This window comes from Aliiglaciecola aliphaticivorans, assembly GCF_054782055.1.
Window position 1 is genome coordinate 1 of the sequence record NZ_BAAGTF010000014.1, and the last position, 19797, is coordinate 19797.

Annotated in this window: 15 protein-coding genes and 1 pseudogene; 4 read left to right on the forward strand and 12 right to left on the reverse strand. The window is 40.6% G+C overall.

What is annotated here, in order from left to right; genetic code table 11:
* Window positions 1-90 (forward strand): annotated as a pseudogene (locus ACYVIL_RS07600) (IS5/IS1182 family transposase); the annotation flags it as partial.
* A gap of 501 nt (window positions 91-591) precedes the next feature.
* Here the strand turns inward: ACYVIL_RS07600 and ACYVIL_RS07605 are convergent.
* From ACYVIL_RS07605 to ACYVIL_RS07625, 5 genes are all read right to left on the reverse strand, one after another.
* Window positions 592-1569 (reverse strand): mechanosensitive ion channel family protein, encoded by a 978-nt coding sequence (locus ACYVIL_RS07605; RefSeq protein ID WP_460312083.1) that lies wholly within the window; start codon window positions 1567-1569, stop codon window positions 592-594.
* 20 nt (window positions 1570-1589) lie between these two features.
* Entirely contained in the window at window positions 1590-2072 is a 483-nt protein-coding gene (locus tag ACYVIL_RS07610) for a hypothetical protein (protein WP_460312084.1), read from the reverse strand.
* A 317-nt stretch (window positions 2073-2389) separates the two neighbouring features.
* Complete coding sequence (locus ACYVIL_RS07615; RefSeq protein WP_460312085.1) at window positions 2390-4012, reverse strand: diacylglycerol kinase family protein; 1623 nt, start codon at window positions 4010-4012, stop codon at window positions 2390-2392.
* A gap of 201 nt (window positions 4013-4213) precedes the next feature.
* Entirely contained in the window at window positions 4214-5182 is a 969-nt protein-coding gene (locus tag ACYVIL_RS07620; protein WP_460312086.1) for a phospholipase A, read from the reverse strand.
* A 318-nt stretch (window positions 5183-5500) separates the two neighbouring features.
* Window positions 5501-5935, reverse strand: coding sequence for a hemerythrin domain-containing protein (locus ACYVIL_RS07625; protein ID WP_303471502.1), 435 nt, complete (start codon window positions 5933-5935; stop codon window positions 5501-5503).
* A 250-nt stretch (window positions 5936-6185) separates the two neighbouring features.
* Here ACYVIL_RS07625 and ACYVIL_RS07630 point away from each other — a divergent pair, with 250 nt between their 5' ends.
* Window positions 6186-6596, forward strand: a complete 411-nt coding sequence (locus ACYVIL_RS07630) for a DUF2177 family protein (RefSeq protein ID WP_303471500.1) — start codon at window positions 6186-6188, stop codon at window positions 6594-6596.
* A 121-nt stretch (window positions 6597-6717) separates the two neighbouring features.
* Here ACYVIL_RS07630 and ACYVIL_RS07635 read toward each other — a convergent pair whose 3' ends face one another.
* Window positions 6718-7965, reverse strand: coding sequence for a glutamate-5-semialdehyde dehydrogenase (locus ACYVIL_RS07635; protein ID WP_303471498.1), 1248 nt, complete (start codon window positions 7963-7965; stop codon window positions 6718-6720).
* The gene (gene proB / locus ACYVIL_RS07640; protein ID WP_303471496.1) at window positions 7962-9065 is read right to left on the reverse strand and encodes a glutamate 5-kinase; all 1104 of its coding nucleotides are present in this window, start codon (window positions 9063-9065) and stop codon (window positions 7962-7964) included. Before proB ends, ACYVIL_RS07635 begins: the two co-directional genes overlap by 4 nt.
* A gap of 327 nt (window positions 9066-9392) precedes the next feature.
* On the opposite strand from proB, the gene ACYVIL_RS07645 reads away from it, so the two are divergent.
* On the forward strand, window positions 9393-9869 hold the full coding sequence (locus ACYVIL_RS07645) for a MarR family winged helix-turn-helix transcriptional regulator (protein WP_303471493.1): 477 nt from the start codon (window positions 9393-9395) through the stop codon (window positions 9867-9869).
* A gap of 169 nt (window positions 9870-10038) precedes the next feature.
* On the opposite strand, the gene tamB is transcribed toward ACYVIL_RS07645, so the two are convergent.
* The 4 genes from tamB to ACYVIL_RS07665 form a co-directional block, all read right to left on the reverse strand.
* Window positions 10039-13785 (reverse strand): autotransporter assembly complex protein TamB, encoded by a 3747-nt coding sequence (gene tamB / locus ACYVIL_RS07650; protein WP_460312087.1) that lies wholly within the window; start codon window positions 13783-13785, stop codon window positions 10039-10041.
* Window positions 13782-15452, reverse strand: coding sequence for an autotransporter assembly complex protein TamA (locus ACYVIL_RS07655; RefSeq protein ID WP_460312088.1), 1671 nt, complete (start codon window positions 15450-15452; stop codon window positions 13782-13784). The genes tamB and ACYVIL_RS07655 overlap by 4 nt, the downstream gene beginning before the upstream one ends.
* A gap of 210 nt (window positions 15453-15662) precedes the next feature.
* A complete protein-coding gene (locus ACYVIL_RS07660) occupies window positions 15663-17000 on the reverse strand; it encodes a magnesium transporter (RefSeq protein ID WP_303471485.1) in 1338 nt (445 codons plus the stop codon).
* A 17-nt stretch (window positions 17001-17017) separates the two neighbouring features.
* Window positions 17018-18007, reverse strand: a complete 990-nt coding sequence (locus ACYVIL_RS07665; protein WP_460312089.1) for a zinc transporter ZntB — start codon at window positions 18005-18007, stop codon at window positions 17018-17020.
* 352 nt (window positions 18008-18359) lie between these two features.
* On the opposite strand from ACYVIL_RS07665, the gene ACYVIL_RS07670 reads away from it, so the two are divergent.
* A complete protein-coding gene (locus ACYVIL_RS07670) occupies window positions 18360-18872 on the forward strand; it encodes a hypothetical protein (RefSeq protein WP_460312090.1) in 513 nt (170 codons plus the stop codon).
* Between the two features lie 82 nt (window positions 18873-18954).
* Here the strand turns inward: ACYVIL_RS07670 and ACYVIL_RS07675 are convergent, their stop codons facing one another.
* Window positions 18955-19785 carry a mechanosensitive ion channel family protein gene (locus ACYVIL_RS07675; protein WP_303471480.1) on the reverse strand — a complete coding sequence of 277 codons (831 nt, stop codon included), beginning with the start codon at window positions 19783-19785 and terminating at the stop codon, window positions 18955-18957.
* Window positions 19786-19797 lie beyond the last annotated feature (12 nt).

Sequence of the window (19797 nt, forward strand, 5' to 3'; positions counted from 1 at the left end):
ATATCAACGAGGTATGAAAAGTTAGCAAGGAATTATGCCAGTATGGTTTCACTGGCATTTTCGATGATGTGGTTGCCGATGTATTGCTGAGTGAAATATGTACAGCAAAGATCAACAGGCCTTAGTGAGCGTTCTTTCATTTTAACCGTCATGGGGAAGTCAATCCTATTCATGAGTTAGTATTCTCAATTCCCTTCATCTATTGCTCACTGCCTATGAAGTGTTAACAGCATAGAGAATCTTAAAGGTGAAGTACAAATATCTGTCTATTATCCGTTTAAAATTGATAAATCGATATTGAATATTAGTCTAAATCAAAGACTATCCAATAGGAATCTTGGTTTGGTTAACGACGTTACGGGCTTGATTCAAGGAGATAGAGTGTTTATTTCCTATGTGAATCGCCTCAAGGATGAACATCCGGGTATTTAGGGTTTTATGCTGTATGTATTAAAACTGTTGGTGGAACATTTTTCACGAAGTTTGGAGAGAAAGGCGAATCCAGCTAATTCTCATTAGCTGGAAGTCTTTAGGCTATAGTAATATTTCCTAATTATCCCTACTCCATTGGAACGGGTAATGAATCAAACATTAGTCCGGTTCTAGATTAGAATTGCTTGTGGATTGAGAATTCGCCTCTGCGTCGCTATTAGCGTTATGACTTAGCTTGTTACTACGTTCACTGCTTAACATGGTATTTAATTTTTCACCGCCTTTGGCACCAAAATCGAGTGTTCTGATTGGGAAAGGGATCAAAATATCTGCGTCTTCTAACGCTTTTTTAATTTTTACTACGGCTTCGTGCCTTGCCTGCATAAACCCTTTCTGGCCAGGATATTTAATCCAGAACCATACCAATAAATCCACACTGCTGGCGCCAAAACCTTCAGCAAAAACAGCAGTGTCTTCCTTATTGATCACGAAATCACATTGATTAATCACCTCTACTAGCTTTTCAGCGGCTTGTTCAGGATCGTCCCCATAAGAGATTCCGACAGGCACCTCAATCCGCCGCCGACCGGTGGATGAATAGTTGGTTAGAATATTTCTAAATAGGATTTTGTTCGGTATTACTTCAATCTGGCCAAAGAAGGTTTCTACTAAGGTATTTCGCAGGTTGATAGTCTGTACCGTGCCAAACACTTTGTCTGCCTCTATTACATCACCAATCTGAAAAGGTTTTCGGATACCCATGGCAATCCCTGCTATGAGATTTTCAGCCATATCTTGGAAAGCAAAACCTAGGGCCAAGCCGACAATTCCCGCACCCGCTAGTAAAGAGGTTACCGTGCCAGTCAATCCAAGGAAATCTAAGGCTATAAATAACCCTGCTACAAGCACTAAAGCTTTTATAATTGACGCCAACAAGTCAGCAATTTGCTTTGATTCTAGGGTTCTTCGTAATACATTCCGAACGCCTCTGCCCACAAATTTAGCGATAATACCGAACAAGATGGCAAGGAGAATGGCGACAACAAAATTAGGTAAATGTTTGACGCCCGATTCCAACCAGCCTTCTAATTTGTCGTGAATTAAGTTCCAAAATTTGTCTATTTCAATGAGTTCCATGTTGAATACCTGCATCTTTACTACGCTTCTTTATCTGAGATCGTCGAAGTGAGTTCTGTCAATTTTTGATAAGTGACAACAATTTGAGCGACTAAGTTGGCAATTGCAGCTTTGACTTCAAGTTCGCTGGTGGCATTAACCGCATCATTTAATTGGCCCAGGTGTTGCTCTTCAACTTCAATTAAATGATGTACAAGGTCTGGTGGGCTTAGAGTGATCTGTTTACTTAATATATTTTGATAATAATCTTCTATGGAAGTGGAGGTCATAGTTTCCTGCTCAGGTAAGTTGTAGTGCTCTTTACCAATTTCAACCAGCGCAGGGATCTGATTGAAATAACTCTTTGCCATATCAAAGCACACTTGTTTGACGGCATAATGCTTGATACTTTGCCCTATGAGGTTATAAAAATCGCCTCCTAACCGACACATTTGGATGACCGCTTTGAGAAGTGCTCGATTTGCTTCTCGTTGTTCCCCGTTGCCATTGTTAGTCTCTGACATTTCCAACTCCTTAAAGCGCTTATATAGGTTATTAGGTGCTTGGGATTTCTCACCTTAAATATCTATTTTTAAAGCTTATCAATCTTACCGGTCTTACCAACCTTACCAGTATTACCTTATTCAGTATTCATGCCATTGGTTAACATATTGAATAATAATGATTTTTTAACTTTTCGAACGTGAAGTGCATTTGTGGTGAGTAAATATTACATAATAATGTTAGACCAACTTGTAGGTTTAACAACTCCACTCAAACATTCGAAGATGATTGTTTGAGTGGAAATTTGCTATTTTGAGGTGCTACTTTTCTGCTAAAGCTAATGATCTAATTGGGTGAAAACTTTTAGGGACTGTGGTTTTTGCATTACCTGAATACTATCTGCTTCTCGATTTTCTCCATCCACAACGTACTTTAACTTGCCTTCTGCTTTTACTGTTATGCGTTTGGCTGTGACGTGTTGAATGGTGTCATCGTCATCACTTTCAAATAAAGTGCGCAATGCTAACTGGGCAAGTTTGAGGTAATTTTCACTTGCTGTTGATGTTCTGGTAAGCCAAGTTATATCTAATAAGCCATCAGTAAAATCTGGTAGTCCGCCTCCTTGTGCTAGCACTGTGGTAGCGGGAGCGGCATTAGCGATCACTAGACTGCCTGTCCGAATGGTTTGGGGTTCGTTATCGTCAATTTGAATCGTTAAATTCGCGCTATTATTAACTTCTATTGCGTCGTACAAGGCTCCGATATAGGCTAACTGACCACTGTTATTCTTTTCATCGCGATCCGCTTTTTCAATCATTTTTTGTTCAAAGCCAATTCCGACAACAAGGAGAACAAGTTCATCATTGCATATGGCTGTATCAATTAATTTTTCGTTACCCTCTACAATAGCGTTACAAGCAACGGTTACCGGGGACACCTTAGACGCAGGGCCATACAAGGCATGGCCAAGGGCATTGGCTGTACCCATGGGCATAATACCCAAGGTTAAGTCCGTATTGACGATTTGCGAAGCGACTTCCGTTAAAGTGCCATCTCCACCACAAGCAACTATATATTTAGCGCCTTGTTGAATGGCTTTCTGGGCCATTTCTTTGCCATCAAGTTCTGGTGTTGTTTGGTATATTTCAAGGTCATAGTGGGGTGATAAGCGTTGAATGATTTCTTCTTTGCTATCCTGCCATTTACCTCCGCCAGCTACAGGGTTTGCAACTATGGCTAGGCGGTTTTTCTGAGTCAACACCCCTTGTTTGTGCAAATCTTTCAACTTTTTAAGTTGATGTTTATTCAATCGAGCGGTAGAGCGTGTTTGGTTAATTTCTTGGATAGCCTCTTCAACCGTCAATTCTGGACTTTTGCGTAATAAGTAGGCCGCCATCACTAACACTGAACGTCCTCTACCCAGGGCACAATGCACTACCGCGGCTTTGCCATCCTTTATATGGTTATCTAACCAATTAATGGCTTGTAAAAGATCCTCTTTAGAAGGGCTCTGGTGATCTAACACTGGGACATTTAAATAATCCATATTTTCACCTTGTGCCGATACATCAAGGCCGTCAAATTCCGCAGTTACATCCAAAACGGCTTTAACGTTCAAATGATTAAGCTCTGGCATGTCTGAAGGAAACAGTCGACAAGCTAGAAATAGGTTTTCTCGAATTTTTTGAATGGGCGGTACGCTATCGTTCTTGCGTGCCCAGGCATTGTATAACTGCACACCAAAAAAGAAGGGAATAAATAACCACTTTACGTAAAAAGGGATAGAACCATCAATTTTTTTACGGAAAATTGATGGTGACTGAAGGGCGTAGGCAAAGGTAACAATGACAAGAGAAAAGCCAATCCAGATAAATAACACTTTGAGCAGAAAACTCTCTACCAGCAACGCCAGTGCTAAAGAAAATAATCCACCCAGCCCATAGTATTTTATAATAAACATACTTCACCTATTTCGAAAACTGAATCTACTCGACAAAGTAAAGCGAACTACGTGCCAACCTTATTGTTTTTTAACGTCTTGATTTGCATATAAAAATAAAATAAAACCTTTATGCGAGCAATTTTGATCGCAATAACTACAGGTGATTTAGTAGTTTTTACATTGCTCTGTCTGCATTCGTATAACCAGCAGAATTAAGCCTTACAAATACTTGAGCTGAATACCTATTCCGTAACGTTGTTGATGACGATTGTAGTCAATCAACGAGTCGCCATAACCATTGAAATACTGAAAAACGACGTCGTACCTATCATTCAGGGGGTAGGTAATATTGAGTTCAATACTGCCTTTATTATCTGACTTCAAATTGTTTCTCACGAAAGTGAGAAAATTGAAATTCCCCACTTTTTTGCCATAGCCAATCTCAAAATGACCTAAATAATCGGTAATGTCAGGATTATCATCACCATCGGGACTATTTACCGTTTCCTTTTCATCTTCAGGGATGCGATACCAAGCTTTTAAATAGTAAATCGAATCTACATCGCTAAACAAAGCTGAAGCGTACAAGCGGTTCCAGCTTCTTGATTTTAGACCACTTTGGCCATTGGAGTTATGATTCAGGCCTAAGTGAATTTGATCGAATTTAATTCCCAGAAAACGATACTGAGTTTTCCAAAAATAGAAAATCTCTGGTTCGTAGTTCGTTTCTCTAAAGGGCTTCGAAGCTTCATCGTTATATACTTGCCAAAATGAAGTGACGCTAAAGCCTGCGTATACGCCGGATAAGGCGTCGTCATTTATGTGGATAGGCAGTTTTACACTAATTTGGTATTTAGCTTCTAGGTTATCAACGTTTTCTGAATCCAGTTCTGTGACACCTATGGTGTTTGGATCTTTTATGTAAGATACCGGCAAAATATAATTGGTTTTATACTGGGTTATGGCGAAGGGAATTTTTAATGCCAATTCATCAGAGGCATCGCGTTTATCCGTTAAGGTTTTCTCGTTCTCCTCTGGTTTTGCTTCTAATTCCGCATCACTAATGGCTTGGGCCATAGTAAATTGACAGCTAAATAGGCTAATTAGACAGACAAAATTCACTATCCTTTGTTTTAAAAATGCCATGAAGTTGTTGCTCTGATGAAGTAAGTGCAGCGATCTTTCCATTATTCATTCCTTTTTAAAAGCACAAAAGGTAATTTTTTCTTAATTAATCCTGTTTTTCTTCGAACTTAGGTTATTTTAGCCAGAGGGGGGCTGTGTTGGTAAACAATAAGTCGGTTTTCACTCTTTATTGTCAGTAAAGTCTAGGTTTGTTATCTCAGTTTCGATTATCTTCATTTGCACTTAATCAGCTTCTACTAATAACCAAAGTCAAAGAATACACCAAAAAAAACCACCGGCCCCAGTAGTGATGAGGACGGCGGTTTGCTCTAGGTTTAGTCAGAGCAACAGAACCCTTTGTAAGGGGAGAGGAATCAATATTTAGTGAGGAGCCTTCATTTCACTTTGGTACTTGTCAGCAAGGTTGTCTTTCTGAGACGCTGACAATACTTTTCCCGCTTGTTGGAAGAACTCCTGCTCTTCTTCTTGCAAATGATGTTCAACTAAATGTTTCAGCTTTTTCATGGTTGCTAACCATCCAGGAGATGACATGTCAGTGTCATCTAATTTTTCAAGTAGCTCATCAATCTCATGGTGTTCCGCTATGGCGTGTCTGGATTGTTCAATCGTTTGGTCAGACTTCATCAACGGAGAGTAAAAATAGCGTTCCTCTGCGATAGCATGATCTACTAATGCTTGCTTAAGCTCCTCATAAAAATCGCGACGACTCTCCGAATCGCCAGAGGTTTCCACTAGTATTTTCATTAATAGTCTTTGCTTCTCGTGGTCTTTACGGATAGCTTCAAAAATTTCCATCGTTTTCTCCTTACTAACATGTAATTTGATTAAATTGGACTCAACTAAACGTCATGTTGCGAACTTAATGCCACATCGCCAAGAATGAGGTAAGGATCTGAATTGTATAGGTAATTTTACTTTGTGAATTAATCTGGAGTTGTTGCTGCCCCCCATGTTACGGAAATAATTACAGCACAAATGTATCTTTTTCAGACTTCAAGGGTATAAATACTTAAAGTACATAATCAGCAAACACAGGGAGTTAAATATGAAGTCATTTCTAGTTGCGTATTTGGGGGTTGCAGTATGTTATCTGATATTGGATGGTATTTGGTTGGGGTTAATCGCTAAGAATAGTTATCTGGAAGCGATGCAAGGGATGTTGCGAGAGTCTTATCCAGTTGCACCTTGGGTAACCTTTTATTTATTGTATTGCGCTGCGGCTGTCTATTTAGTGGTGCTAAAAAACCAAGATGCACAATGGTGGCAGGCCTGTTTAGACGGCGCTATTTTAGGGATGGCGGCTTACGGTGCTTATAATCTCACTAATTACGCAATATTAGAGGGCTGGCCCCTAGGAATAACACTAAAAGATTGGGCTTGGGGGACTTTTGTTACTGCAGCGAGCTGTTTGTCAGGTTGGTGTGTGCTAACTTATTTTAGTCACGAAAGCCTGTAATCTCATTTCTCCGGAGGGGGAAGGACACAAATAGCCATCCAAAAAAATGCGAAAGCTGACTGCAGCTTTCGCATTTATGTTTAAGTGTTGGTATATAGGCGGGATACTAACCCAGACTTTGTTAAGCCCGTACTTGGCCACTGCCATTAACTAAGTATTTTTCTGTAGTTAATGACTCTAACCCCATGGGACCATAAGCATGCAATTTAGTTGTTGCGATGCCAATCTCAGCACCTAAGCCTAATTGACTGCCATCGGAGAAACGTGAAGATGCGTTAACCATGACGACAGAGGCATCAACACTGCGCTGGAAGCGTTTTGCTGAAACTTCGTTTTGGGTACAAATAACTTCAGTATGGTTGCTGCCGAATCTAGCAATGTGATCCATAGCATCATCCATGCTATCTACTGTTTTTATCGCAATTTCCAGATCTAAGTATTCCTCACCAAAGTCTTCATCTGCAATGACATTGCAGCGATCGATATACTTTGCAGAGCGCTCGCAGGCATTAATGGTCACCGAGTGACGCAGCAGAACATCACTTACGATGGGCAGGATTTGCTCTGCAATGTCTTGGTGAATGATCAAACCTTCTATTGCGTTACATACGCCAGTACGTTGAGTTTTACCGTTTATCAATAACTGAATTGCAGTTTCAAAGTCTGCGTCAGCGTCAAAGTACAAATGACAAACGCCTTTGAAATGCTGAATAACCGGGATTTTACTGTTTTCAGTTACGTAATTGATCAGACCTTCACCACCACGAGGGATGACCACGTCAATAAAGTCACGTTGCTCTAACAATTCCTGCATCAATTTCCGATCAGGGTTAGGAACTACCGTAATGAGTTCAGGGGGTAAACCATGCTCAACCAGTACATTTTGCAGTATTTCTGAAATTGCCTTACTTGAGGCTAAGGCTTCTTTACCACCTCTCAATATAACTGCATTGCCCGATTTAAAGCATAATGCCCCAGCGTCAGCAGTTACATTTGGACGAGCTTCGTAAATCATGCAAACAACCCCAAGAGGGACGCGCATTTTACTAATTTCTAATCCGTTTGGACGTTGTCCTAATTCACGTTGGATACCCACAGGGTCAGCCAAATCAACAATGGTTTCAATTCCCACTGCCATATCTTCTATTCGTTGAGTATTCAAAGTGAGTCGGTCCATCATGGCATCAGATAATTCAGCTTGTTTCGCATTATCTAAATCCACTTGGTTCGCTTTCAATATATGTTGTTCGCCATTTCTCAAGGCTTTAGCCATGTCTCGTAATACATGGTTTTTCTTTTCGGTATCTAATACCGCTAATGTTCTGGCTGCCTTTGCAGCCTGTAGAGATAGGTCTCTAATTAAACTCATTGTTTCTCCAGTAGTGCAATATTTTTGTCAGATATTATTGGGCCCGTCTGACGCTGAAATTCGTTGGCAAAATCTTGATCAGTCTGCTCAGTAATAAATGTCAACAGACAGCTACTGTAGTTTGACCGTGCTTTTGCTAAACGAGTGCCGTCATCTTTGCGCACAAGTACTGTGTCACCAACTGAAAAGCTACCTTTAATTTCGAGGATTTCATCACTGGTTAAGGCTTCATCATCGTCAAGAGAAGAAATATCAACATCGTTGTCAACCACTACAACACCTTGTTCTTTGGAAGTATGTTTCATCCAATGTTCGTGTTCTTTCATCGGTGTTTCATGAGGTTGGAAGTGAGTACCTGGATTTTTGCCTTCTAACAGCATATTAAAGGTTATTTCGGTAAAGCCGTTGACGATGAATGTGTCTATTCCATGGGAAACGGCTTTTTCCGCTGCTTCAATTTTGGTGCGCATTCCGCCTGTGCCCGTGGCACTGGTAGCGCCTCCAGCCATGTTGTAAATATCTTCATCGATCACAGAAACCCAAGATAAAAGCTTCGCATCATCATGAGTGTGTGGATTTTTGTCATATAAACCATCGATGTCAGAACAGATAATTAATGAATCAGCATCGGCAGCGCCTGCTACCATTGCAGCGAGGTTATCATTGTCACCTACACGCAAGTTATCGGTAGTTACTGTATCGTTTTCGTTGATGATAGGAATGATGCCATTTTCGAGTAAGGAAAAAATAGTTTCTCGAATGCTCACATAGCGCTCTCTATCCCGAAGGTCGCCGTGGGTCAGTAAAATTTGTGCAGATGGAAAGTCGAACAAACGGTCCCATGTCGCCATCATTTCAGTTTGTCCTGCTGCAGCCATTGCTTTTTTAATTGCAATGTTCTCGGTTTCACCTTTAAAAAGGTGACGACCTGCAGCCACTGAACCAGAAGAAACCAAAACTACTTCGATTCCTTTAGCGCGACATTTAACAATAAATTGTGCGATTCCCAATAGAAAGTGTGAACTGCATCCTTGATTTTTAGGAGCAATAAGTGCGCTTCCCACTTTAATTACGATTCGTTTCCAATTAAACGTATTCATTTTTCCTGCTTAGTTACTATTAATAATATTATTCAAACCAATTAATCGTATTGAATTAATTAGTGTACGAACTATATTATCCCTTTTTTTGCTCAAATAAGCAACGGTGGGGTATCTGGGCAAGCCATGGGAAATGTTAATATAATGATCTTGATGGATAGCTATTTACCCTAATCATCAGTATGTGAATTTATATTTATATGAAGTGAATATTTATTCACTCGAGACGATATAATTAATTGTAAATTATTATATTAAAACGCTTTTTTATTGCGCTATCTGCTTTATTTGGTAGAGTTCAATGCAAATAATTAGGTAAATAGCATTATGAAAAAATACGAATCCCTTTTAGTTTCTCTGCGTAAAGTTATCCGCGCAATTGACTTATATTCAAAAAAATTGAGTAAAGAAACAGGCTTAACGGCTCCGCAACTTATTGTCTTACAGCATATTTCTTTCAGCGATGGGGTGATGGTAAAGGATATAGCAAACAGTATTAATTTAAGCTCAGCCACTGTCACCAGTATTCTTGATCGACTGGAAAGTCGAGGGTTTGTGATCCGTGAGCGCTCTGCAATTGACAAGCGTAAAGTGGAAATTCATCTCACAGCGGAAGGAAAAGAGGCAATTAAAGGCTCTCCCACCTTATTACAGCAGCATTTTATCGCACGTTTTGAAGCCATGGAGGAATGGGAACAATCGCAAATGCTTGCAACTATGGAACGAATGGCTTTAATGATGAATGCTGAGGATATTGATGCCGCCCCCTTACTTCAAGTTGGTGGAATTCAAGCCCCAGAATAGCTCGCTCCCACATCCTGGTTAAAATCATCGTTTTATAAATTGTTTAGTATTCTAATTGATTTGCACAAAATTACTTCAGACTACCAAATCAATAAATTTAACGCTAACGAACTTAGCTCAAATACTCTAACAACTGCCTAAAAAATCTAGTCCGATTATCGCAATATACTTAGTCGTCATCGGAACTAGATTGAGAACCTAAACTAAACTGGTAGTACACATCCAGAGCTTGCTCCACTCCGCTGGTCGCCTTCAAAAAGAGTTTAGGTAATATCTGATAACGCAAAGCAACTTCTGTAGACGAATCGAACACATTCACACCGTAACTTAACTGCACGCCAGGTGCTATATTGCCTGATAGTGAAATCTGGGTACCGTCATCGTCGCTATTTGCACCTAAGGCTAAGTCTTCGATACCGAGTTTTCGACCTAATTGATCTACTTTGTTTTCGCTGCTCTTAAGCCCCTGACTTAGCAGGGCTGCAGCCAGCGCCTGATCATTAGACGCCTGACTTTCACTACTTAAGCTTCGACCTAGTAATAAATAAGATAAGGCTTCACTTTGTACCATTGTCGGTTCAGAAAATATCTCCACTGAAGGTTGCTCGGCAGCGCCTGTTACTTTAACACCTGCAATAACGTTATCCTCAGTTTGGGTTTCATCACGTATGGCTTTTATGTCTATACGAGGATTGTCCATAGGGCCTGAAAATAAAATATTACCTTTTTGAATCACTAAGTCTTGCCCGTAGGCCTTATATGTACCATTGATTAAACTGAGGCTACCGTTACCGGTTAGTTTTTGGTTTGTTTGTTTCAATTCTAATGTACCGCGAAGATCGGTTTTTAGACCAAAGGCTTCGAGTTTTACGTCATCCGTTTTCTGCGGATCTATGTTGACGCTAAACACCATGTTGAGGTCTCGTGTCGCGGTTTTTTCCTCAACTGGTTGATTGATAATAATTGTGTCTTCTGAGGGAGATTGCGCACTTTCTGGTAAATCTTTTACTTTAATTCGTGCATATAAAACATCTGCATTACCGCTTACATTAATGGCATTCTGTGTCATATTTATTTGTAGATTTGGCGAGAAACGAGTTCTCACAATGTCCCGATACTCTAACTCAAAGGTATCCCCTTTGAGGTTAAAGTCACCAATAAGTTGATCCGTCCAGTCTAGCGTTCCGGAACTACTTCCTTTGCCGTTGCCAAATTTAAAGTCGCCTTTTAATTTGGCACTTTGGCCACCAAATTCCATTTCTTGGTTCCAATCTGAAACGCGCCCAGGAATTGATTCACCAGCAAAGTTGAAGTTTTTGAGTTGTAATTTACCGTCTAAAAGTGGCGTTTTTAAATCCCCTGTTAACGCCAAATTGCCATTCACTGAGCCTGATAACTCAGTTAATTGGGGAACTAATTCTTGGTAAGGTTTAACCAGAATTTCGGTTAACGTTAATTGCCCTTGTAAGCTGCGTTGTTGTTCGAGTTCATTAATAGTTAGGTCTAAATCAATGGCGCCGGAGCTTTCAGTTTGGAAGTTAAAATGAGATTTCAGTTGTTGACCATCAACAGACATATCAAATGACAAAGCTTGCATCTGAACTGGTTTTTTTAAGCCCTTTATACTTAAGCTGCTAGGGGAAAAGTGTCCTGCAATATTGGCTACGGGTAAAGCGTCAGCCAACCATTTTCCTTTAGCGGTGAAATAGAATTGGGTATCTGTGGATATGTCCCGTAGTTGTGGCACAAATTGCCCCACTACTTGCAATAATTCTAGTTGATTACCGTGAACATCGAAGGTTGCAATTTGATCTTTAAACCTTGCTTGATTAACGCATAGTTCAGCTTCCTGATCATTCCAGCAGTGAGGGTCTATTTGATAATGTTGGTTTTGCCAATCTACAACAAGCTGAGGTTTTTGTTGTTCTAATGAATATTTGCCCCATTGACTGGAGAAATTTCCTTTTGTCCAACGTCCTGTCCATTTAGACTCTTCAAGGTGTCCTTCAATCTTAGAGTCGATTTGAAAGGCTTGGCTATCGACTTGGGTGATGAGCGCATGTTGCTCGGCATCCCCAATGAGTTCGAATTGAATGCTATTAATTGTTTGCTGATTGACGATGAGCTGTTCAAGATCTGTTTGGATAGTAAACTGTTTGTCTTTATTCCATTCTATCTGGCCTGTCGATGCTAAGCGTTGTAATGACATGGTTTGAAATTCAATTTGCGAGGCAGATAACTCGTAATCAATAGTCGGTTCAGTTAAGGTGCCTGAAATAGTGGCGTCTAACCCCGCGTTTCCGAGTAGATCAGGATAGAGTTGGGTTAATGCTTTTCCGTCAAGGTTAATCGCCGCTTCCAAGGTCTTCTGATTATCTAACTTTCCTTTAATAGTGAGGGTATTATCTCCACTGGACAAGAGTAGTTGTGGCACCTCAAGGCCTGTATTTTTATCGAAAGAAGCCTGGCCGTTTGCATTAAGGGGGTAACCTAACCAATTACCATCTGCGGTCAGTTTTTCTAATCTTGCTTGCAGGGTTTCGGGGCCATATACGCCATTGTGTTGTAAGGTTGCGTTAATATTCCCTTCTAAATCCGGCCAGAATAAAGCGGGTTGAATCTGACTGACCTGGGTGGTACTTTGCCAGCGTGCTTGTTCCCTTAAGATAATTTCAGCAGTGCTACTAATACTGCCACCAAGGGTGTTAAGTTGTCCTTTACTAAGCTGTATTTTTTGATTATTACCCTGTGCTTTGACATGCACTTGAGTGTCAGGAATATTACTCGCCGATAGGCTAGTCCCCAGCTCCAATTGATAATTTTCTAAATCACCAGACAAACGAAGGCTGCCTGAAGAGACATGCATTGCTTGCTCCAGTGGAAGGCTAAAAGGTTGCCAGTTGATTGCGACATCTAATGGTAATTTAGGCGAGCCCAGGGTTACTGAACCTTTAGCTGTTCCTTCAATATCGCCAGTCACCTGAGTTTCAAACTCCAATGCACTTAAGTCTCCATTGGCGGAGGCCTGAAGTCTAAATTGTTCCGGGTTATCGGCGCTTGTTTGTGCCGCCCCGGAAAATCCTAAAACATAATCTTCGGTTAAAGATAGCTCCATTTGTAGATGGAGCAATGGATGTTGCAATTCAAACTTATTCACCGAAAGATTGCTATCGTCGATGGTAACGCCAGTAGTTAGATTATTGAATTCAAATAGCAAATCATCATTTTGCAGGAGGCGGGCAGAGCTGATCTCTATGTTTTTAGCATCCAGATCAATGGGGATCATCAATGGCGGTAACTCAATGGGTTGATACTGCCAGTTAGAAATTTTGGCAATATCAATTGGAGTTGATTGGTTGTCAATTGGTTGCTCAGGTGTTTGATTACTGACTAAATGAACCTTAGGCTGACGAATTTCCAAGGTTTCTATATTTAAAACATCGTGCATATTCAAATTGGCAATTAATGACTGCCAGGATATATCGGCGACGTTTTCTAATTCAATTGATACATTGTTGAGCTGGATGTTTGGCGCGAATACGGCCATAGGCAGGGTGATTTTCTCAACGGGGTCTTGACTGTCAGAAGGCTCAGATTGGGCTAGAGTAATAGTGGCATTGTCTAAATACAACTCGCTCAAACAAGCTTGCAGCAACATACTGCAAGACCAATCGATATTGGTTTTGAAATTGGTCGCTTCAATATTAATTGTGGCTGACTGGTACTCGATTTTTTGCAGTTCAAGGGTACCTAATAAACCACCGGATTTATGCTTAATGGACAAACCATCAACTGTACCATTAGCAATGGCAATGATGGTTGAGGCTCCCCAAGGCGTGAATAGAAAAACCATTAAGACAATCAAAAACAACAGTATAAATGTTATCCACTTTCCAGTTCGTTTTAACCACATCATAAAGCAGGCCCCATAGCTAAATGCAACCGTACTGAATTGCCGTAATCGCCATGGCCACTGGCGAGATAAACGCGTATGGGGCCAACGGGTGACATCCAACTTGCGCCAACACCTATACTATAAGCCAACTCCTCTAAGGGATCATTGCTGGCACCACCCACATCAGTGAAAATCGCTGCTCGCCAATCATCGGCAACCGGGTAACTGTATTCCAAACTGGCAACATTTAAGTATTTTGCCCCCAGGAGTTCTCCCTCTTCTCCATCTTCATCGATTTGTCTTGGCGCTAAAGATTGATATGCAAAGCCTCTTACACTCTGATCGCCACCGGTAAAATAGCGTAGATCTGATGGTACTTGTTCAAAGTCGTTGGTTGATAGGGCACCCACTTCTGCGCGCAGTAAAAATCGATGTTCACCAAAACTTCTTAACCACTTGGTTTGAAAGGTGACTCTGGCTAAATTAATATCTGAGATAACAGCATCACTCGCCGTTTCTATGGTCAATTGCTGCATGTCTCCCCAATTCACATCTAATCCGCCTCTACTACGATGGCGTGAAAGAGTAAAACCTGGAATTAATAAAGTCGTGGTTTGTTGAGGCGTTTCAGCTTGTTGGAAGCGCGATTGTTCCAGACGAACAAAGGCAATTTTATTCCACTCGTTATCTTCACCTGTCCAATGTCGTTGTAGTGCCAATGAAATGGTGTCACTGTTGGTATCATTATCATATATGGACTGTACACCGAATTGAGCGGATACATAGTTGTTCAACGGATCTTCAACGGGGATCTTATATTTAACGGTCGCGGTTTGTTTCGGTTCAGACACGTATATATTGGCGCTCATACTATGACCGCGGCTATTCACCCATGGTCGTTGCCAGCCTAGAGTAACTCTAGGCCCTGTATCTGTCGCACCCCCCAAGCCCACATCAAAAATGTCTCTTGGACGGCTTACTGCAACCACCTCAATAGGCACTTTATATTGTTCCGCTTCGTCTAATAAAGGGCGGGCGACCACTTGCTTGAAATAGTCAGTTTGCCCCAAACTTTGATTAAATTCGCCTAAGGTTGAAGCTAGGTAGGGATCACCTTCTTTAAAGGGTAAAACTTGGGTAATGAGTTCAGACGCTCTTTCATCGTCTGGTATTTTTAATTTACCAAACTGATAGCGCGGACCTGTCTGGTATTCGATACGGATTTGTGCACTATTGGTTTCCACATCCACCTTTATTTCACTGGTGATAAACTTGCTATCAAAAAAGCCGCGATTCAAAGCTGCCGAGTCGAATTTGGATTTAGCCGCTTTATATTTGCTATGAATTAACTTGTCTCCTTTTTTAATTGGAAACTTATTAATAATTGATTTGAAAACCTCGTCGTCTTTACCTTCACCGGTAACTATGACATCGACTTGGGTAATTTTTACCTGCGGGCCCGATTTGATGGAGAGTTCAAGTGAGCTGCACTTCTCTGTCGAATTTAAATCTATAGATTCAATTGACAGGTTATAATAACCAAAGGCTCTGCCAGCTTCGGTCACTTTATTTTCAATGGTGATTTTTTCGTCTATGGATAAACTACAATCGCCTGGAGCCGAGAGCGTGCTTAGGTGAGCGGCGATGTTAGTTTCCAAATCGCCATCTTCTGCTCCCTTTAAATTCACGTCAATTCCTAAAGCTTGTCCACTGCTGAAAGTCAAACATAAGCTCAAAAACCAGGCATTTTTAAATTTTTTAAACACTAAATAAATAATCCAATTGATAAGACTTCATGACTGAAAAAATAATTTAGTCATTTTCAAAGCTATGGTTAAGCAAAATTCGTGACAATTTCATCAGCAATTAAGCTAACAACTCACTTCAAATTCAAATTATCACAGTAAAAAGAGTGCGCCTAAACCAAGAAAAGACACAAACCCGACTATATCCGTGACAGTTGTTAAAATCACTGAGCCAGATAATGCGGGGTCTAGTTTTAATTTATCTAAGAGTACCGGGACTCCAACACCCGCCAATGCAGCCACGCATATGTTGACTAGAATTGCACAGCCGATAACCAATCCTAACATTGCACTGCTAAACCAATAAGAAGCAACTGAGGCGATGACGATAGCCCAAATTACGCCATTTAAACCACCCACTTTTAGCTCTTTTATTAATAGTGCTTTTAAGTTCGCAGCATTGACTTGTTTTAATGCCAAGCCTCGAATAATCAGAGTTAAGGTTTGGCTTCCCGCTATGCCTCCCATACTTGCTACTACTGGCATCAAAACCGCTAGGGCTACAACCTGTTGCAAGGTTGCTTCAAATAAACCAATAAACCATGATGCTAAAAAGGCAGTCAGTAAATTAATCCCTAGCCACAATGCACGATTTTTAGCACTTTTTTGTACGGAAGAAAAAAGATCTTCATCTTCATCCATACCGGCACTGGCCATTAATTGGCGTTCATAAGACTCGTTGAGCAATTCGCAGGCGGCACCAATATCTACACGCCCTAAAAACTTAAAGTTTTCATCAACTAGTGGCAAGCTGGTATAGCCCGAACGCTGCACACTTAACGCAGCGCTATTACAATCATCATTGGCTTTAACAATGGTGATATCGTCCTCTGCAATATCTGCTAAAGGGGTGTGCTCTGGTGTCGAGTAAATTTTGAAAAGTTTTACGGCCTCGGAATATTGTCCGGCTCTGTTGACCAAGTAAATACAGTCTGCATAATCCGGTACTTCCCTGCGCAGAAAGCGTTTGGCATCGCTGACTTTGGCGGATAAAGGTAAAATTAAATTCTCTGAATTACGCCAATGACCAATTTGTTCTTCTGGATATTGATTCGCCCCCTCGTACAGTTGCCGTTGTTTCTTATCCATGGCCTCTAGGGCAAGGTCTAATAAACGGCTATGCAAAGAGTCAGATAATTCAAGTAGGCTTTCTGCGTCAACATCGGTAAACAGGTCCTCTAATTCCTCATAAGGAGTGGCCTCTAGCAAAGTCTCTCTGGGATCACCGCGCATCTCTACCAATACATCAATTTGTTTATGTCGAGGTAAAGCATGCCAGGCACTAAGGCGCTGTTCTAAAGGTAAGGATTCTAATAGCAGTGCAATATCAGCTTCGTCTTGAACGGCTATTTTACTGTGCAGTAACTCACTATCAGCGTCATCATCTAAATTGACGGCTTCGTGGATTAAATCGGAAATTTGTTCTGCCATTTTACTTCTACCTTAATTTATAACCATTTTTTCCACAGCATGGCTGCCAGCATAATGATTGCTAGGACTAGCATTGAAGTTGCCAAATAGTTGAATGCTTCTGGATCCTCTGTACCGGGTAAACCAGCAACATTCATTCCAAATATACCCGTTAAAAATGACAAGGGTAGGAAAATTGCGGTCACTAGAGACAATACATACATGCGCATTCCTTGTTGCTCAGCAATACGGTTACGGAGCTCATCTTGCAAAACCATTGCGCGCTCTTTAGCTAGATCGAGATCTTCAACATAACGCGCCATTCGATCGGTTAAATCCCTTAATTCGAAAGCCTGCTCTTGACTAAAGAATTTAGCCATTCTAAATAAGCTATCTAGGGCATCTCGTTGCGGCGCAAGATATCGTCTAACGGCAGCTGACTTTCTGCGTATTAAACTCAACGTATATCGGTCACTACTTTCCAGACCGCCTTCAGACTCAAAAGTTGAAAGTTCGTCATCTAGTGCCTCTACTACCTCACTAATTCGGCTGGCAATTTTGCCAATGAGCAATAATATGAAATCGGCGGTGTCGGTTGGTGCATCACCGCTTTCAATCATATTTCTGGTATCTTGGACAGAAAATAACTTGCGGTCCTTGCGACGGGCGGTGATGACATGGTGTTCATTAAACCAAATCCGTAACGACACCATGTCCTCTAAATCTGAGTCTGGATTGTAATTTATTCCACGTAGATAAATTAACACGCCATCGTTTTGCAGCAATGCTCTAGGACGAGTTTCTAAGGCCGATAATGAGTCACAAATTACATCCGACAAACCCAGCTTTTTCATGGTGTCCCAAGCATCCTCGGTATCTGCTTGTAAATGAACCCAGTTATAGCCTGAGGTGATACCTGGATTGAAAATGTCCGCAATTTTTCCTTCACCACTCCCCCCTTTTTCATCAACAAAGAGTGACCAGATAAGACTAGTTTGTGATGAATCAAGTAAATTGTCGTTAGACATTTTTCGGTTTCCTTTTCGCCCTTGTTAGCTTTTGCGTCGCAATACAGCTTATTTAATGGAGCATATGTTAGTTGGGTGTTTTCTTGCCTATATTGAATCAATATTAGTGGATATCAAATGGCACCCTGTTTTAGTCTTTATGACAATGACTAGGGATCCATCACTTGATTATAGTCGCGGGATCATCATCTATTACGAATATAATAACAATATATATTGTGGCTTTAGTTGCGATCTTAAGAGACTATTTGACAATACATTATCAAGGTTGCGTAAACCCTCCTGCATAAGCATTACAAATGAGCAAAACACTTAACAAAAAACAGATTAAAATAAGTTTAAAGGAAGGGCCGTGAAAGTAAGATTGATGATGATATTAGGTGTAATGGCGGTTATTGCCTCGCTGAAAAGTCATGCCTTTGTTTTTACTGTGTCAGAAAAGCAACTAAATGCCGTGTTGTTGCTTAGTTTCCCAATTATTCGCGAATATCAGGGCATAGAAACAACGTTTTACGACCCTAAGGTTAAATTAGATGCGTTGGATAAAACCGTCGATATCACAACAAGCATAAGGGCCTTACAAGATGGTAAATTGGTTATTGCCCGTGGCACTATTGAGGGAAAATTTGATTATGACCCTTTGAATCGATTGCTTAGAATTGAAAAAACCATTCTCAAAGATTTCATTATGCTCGAAAATCAACTGGAAGACAGTAAACATGCAGTCCGAACGATTAAACAAACCATTGGCCGCAATTTACCGGAGATTATGCTGGTGGATTTCAATCAGCTTAAAATGGGGATTGGTGACATTGCGCCAAAAGATGTTGATATTACGCCACAAGGGTTGGCTATAAGTTTTTAACCAACAAGTAGAAATCAGCATTAATTGATTCAGATTGTTGGTTATATAGTTATATCGCCCGCCGCGAATTTGCGCCATCAGGCTAACGACTTGATGGTTGAAGTTTATTAAATTCAATAAACCACAGCTCCATGAATTCCTGCATAATCTTTTGCTCTATTTCTATGGCTCTCTCGGTCGGACAAAAAATAGTACAGCGAATTTCAGTATGCCCCACGTTATTTGTAGACACTTCAATCACAGGCTCTGGACCTGGTATTGATACATCCAAGCGTCGTTCAATGATTTGATTGTAACGGGTGGCGACATCATAAAAATCTGCGCATTGGTGTTTGGCTTTTTCCCGCAAATTATCAATGATTAGGTACGGATTAATATCTTCATCGCGAGTAATCGTGAAGTGATGGGTTACATAGCGCTTTAAAAAGTTTAAGTTTTTAATTGGGCTACTAATTAATTTGTTATTCGGTACATAAAGAGTTTTACCTGAGTATTGATAGCGGTCAATATCTACTTCTAACATGGTCGTTTTCACCCAGTCGATGGCCGATACCTCACCAGCGAAACCGTCAACTTGAATCCAATCGCCAATTCTAAAGGGGCGAGTAGACATCACGTAAAAGAACCCGATAATGCATTGAATAAACTCTCTGGTGGCAATCACAATCGCCACCGCAAATGCCGCGATTGAAAGGGCAAAATTTTGAATTTCATTTATCCAAAAACTAAGTAACAAAACAATTAAAATAAAATTCAGTAAGTTTTTAATATTGCTGACTAGATAGCGCTTATCTTGGCCTTTTTTCTTTGCTCTTTTACGCACTAAGCTGACGAGCAAATATTTGAACGAAATCATCACAATGGCAACCGCCAAAGTGGAAATTAAACGATACTGGTAAATCAATTCGATCATGTTAAGAGTGGA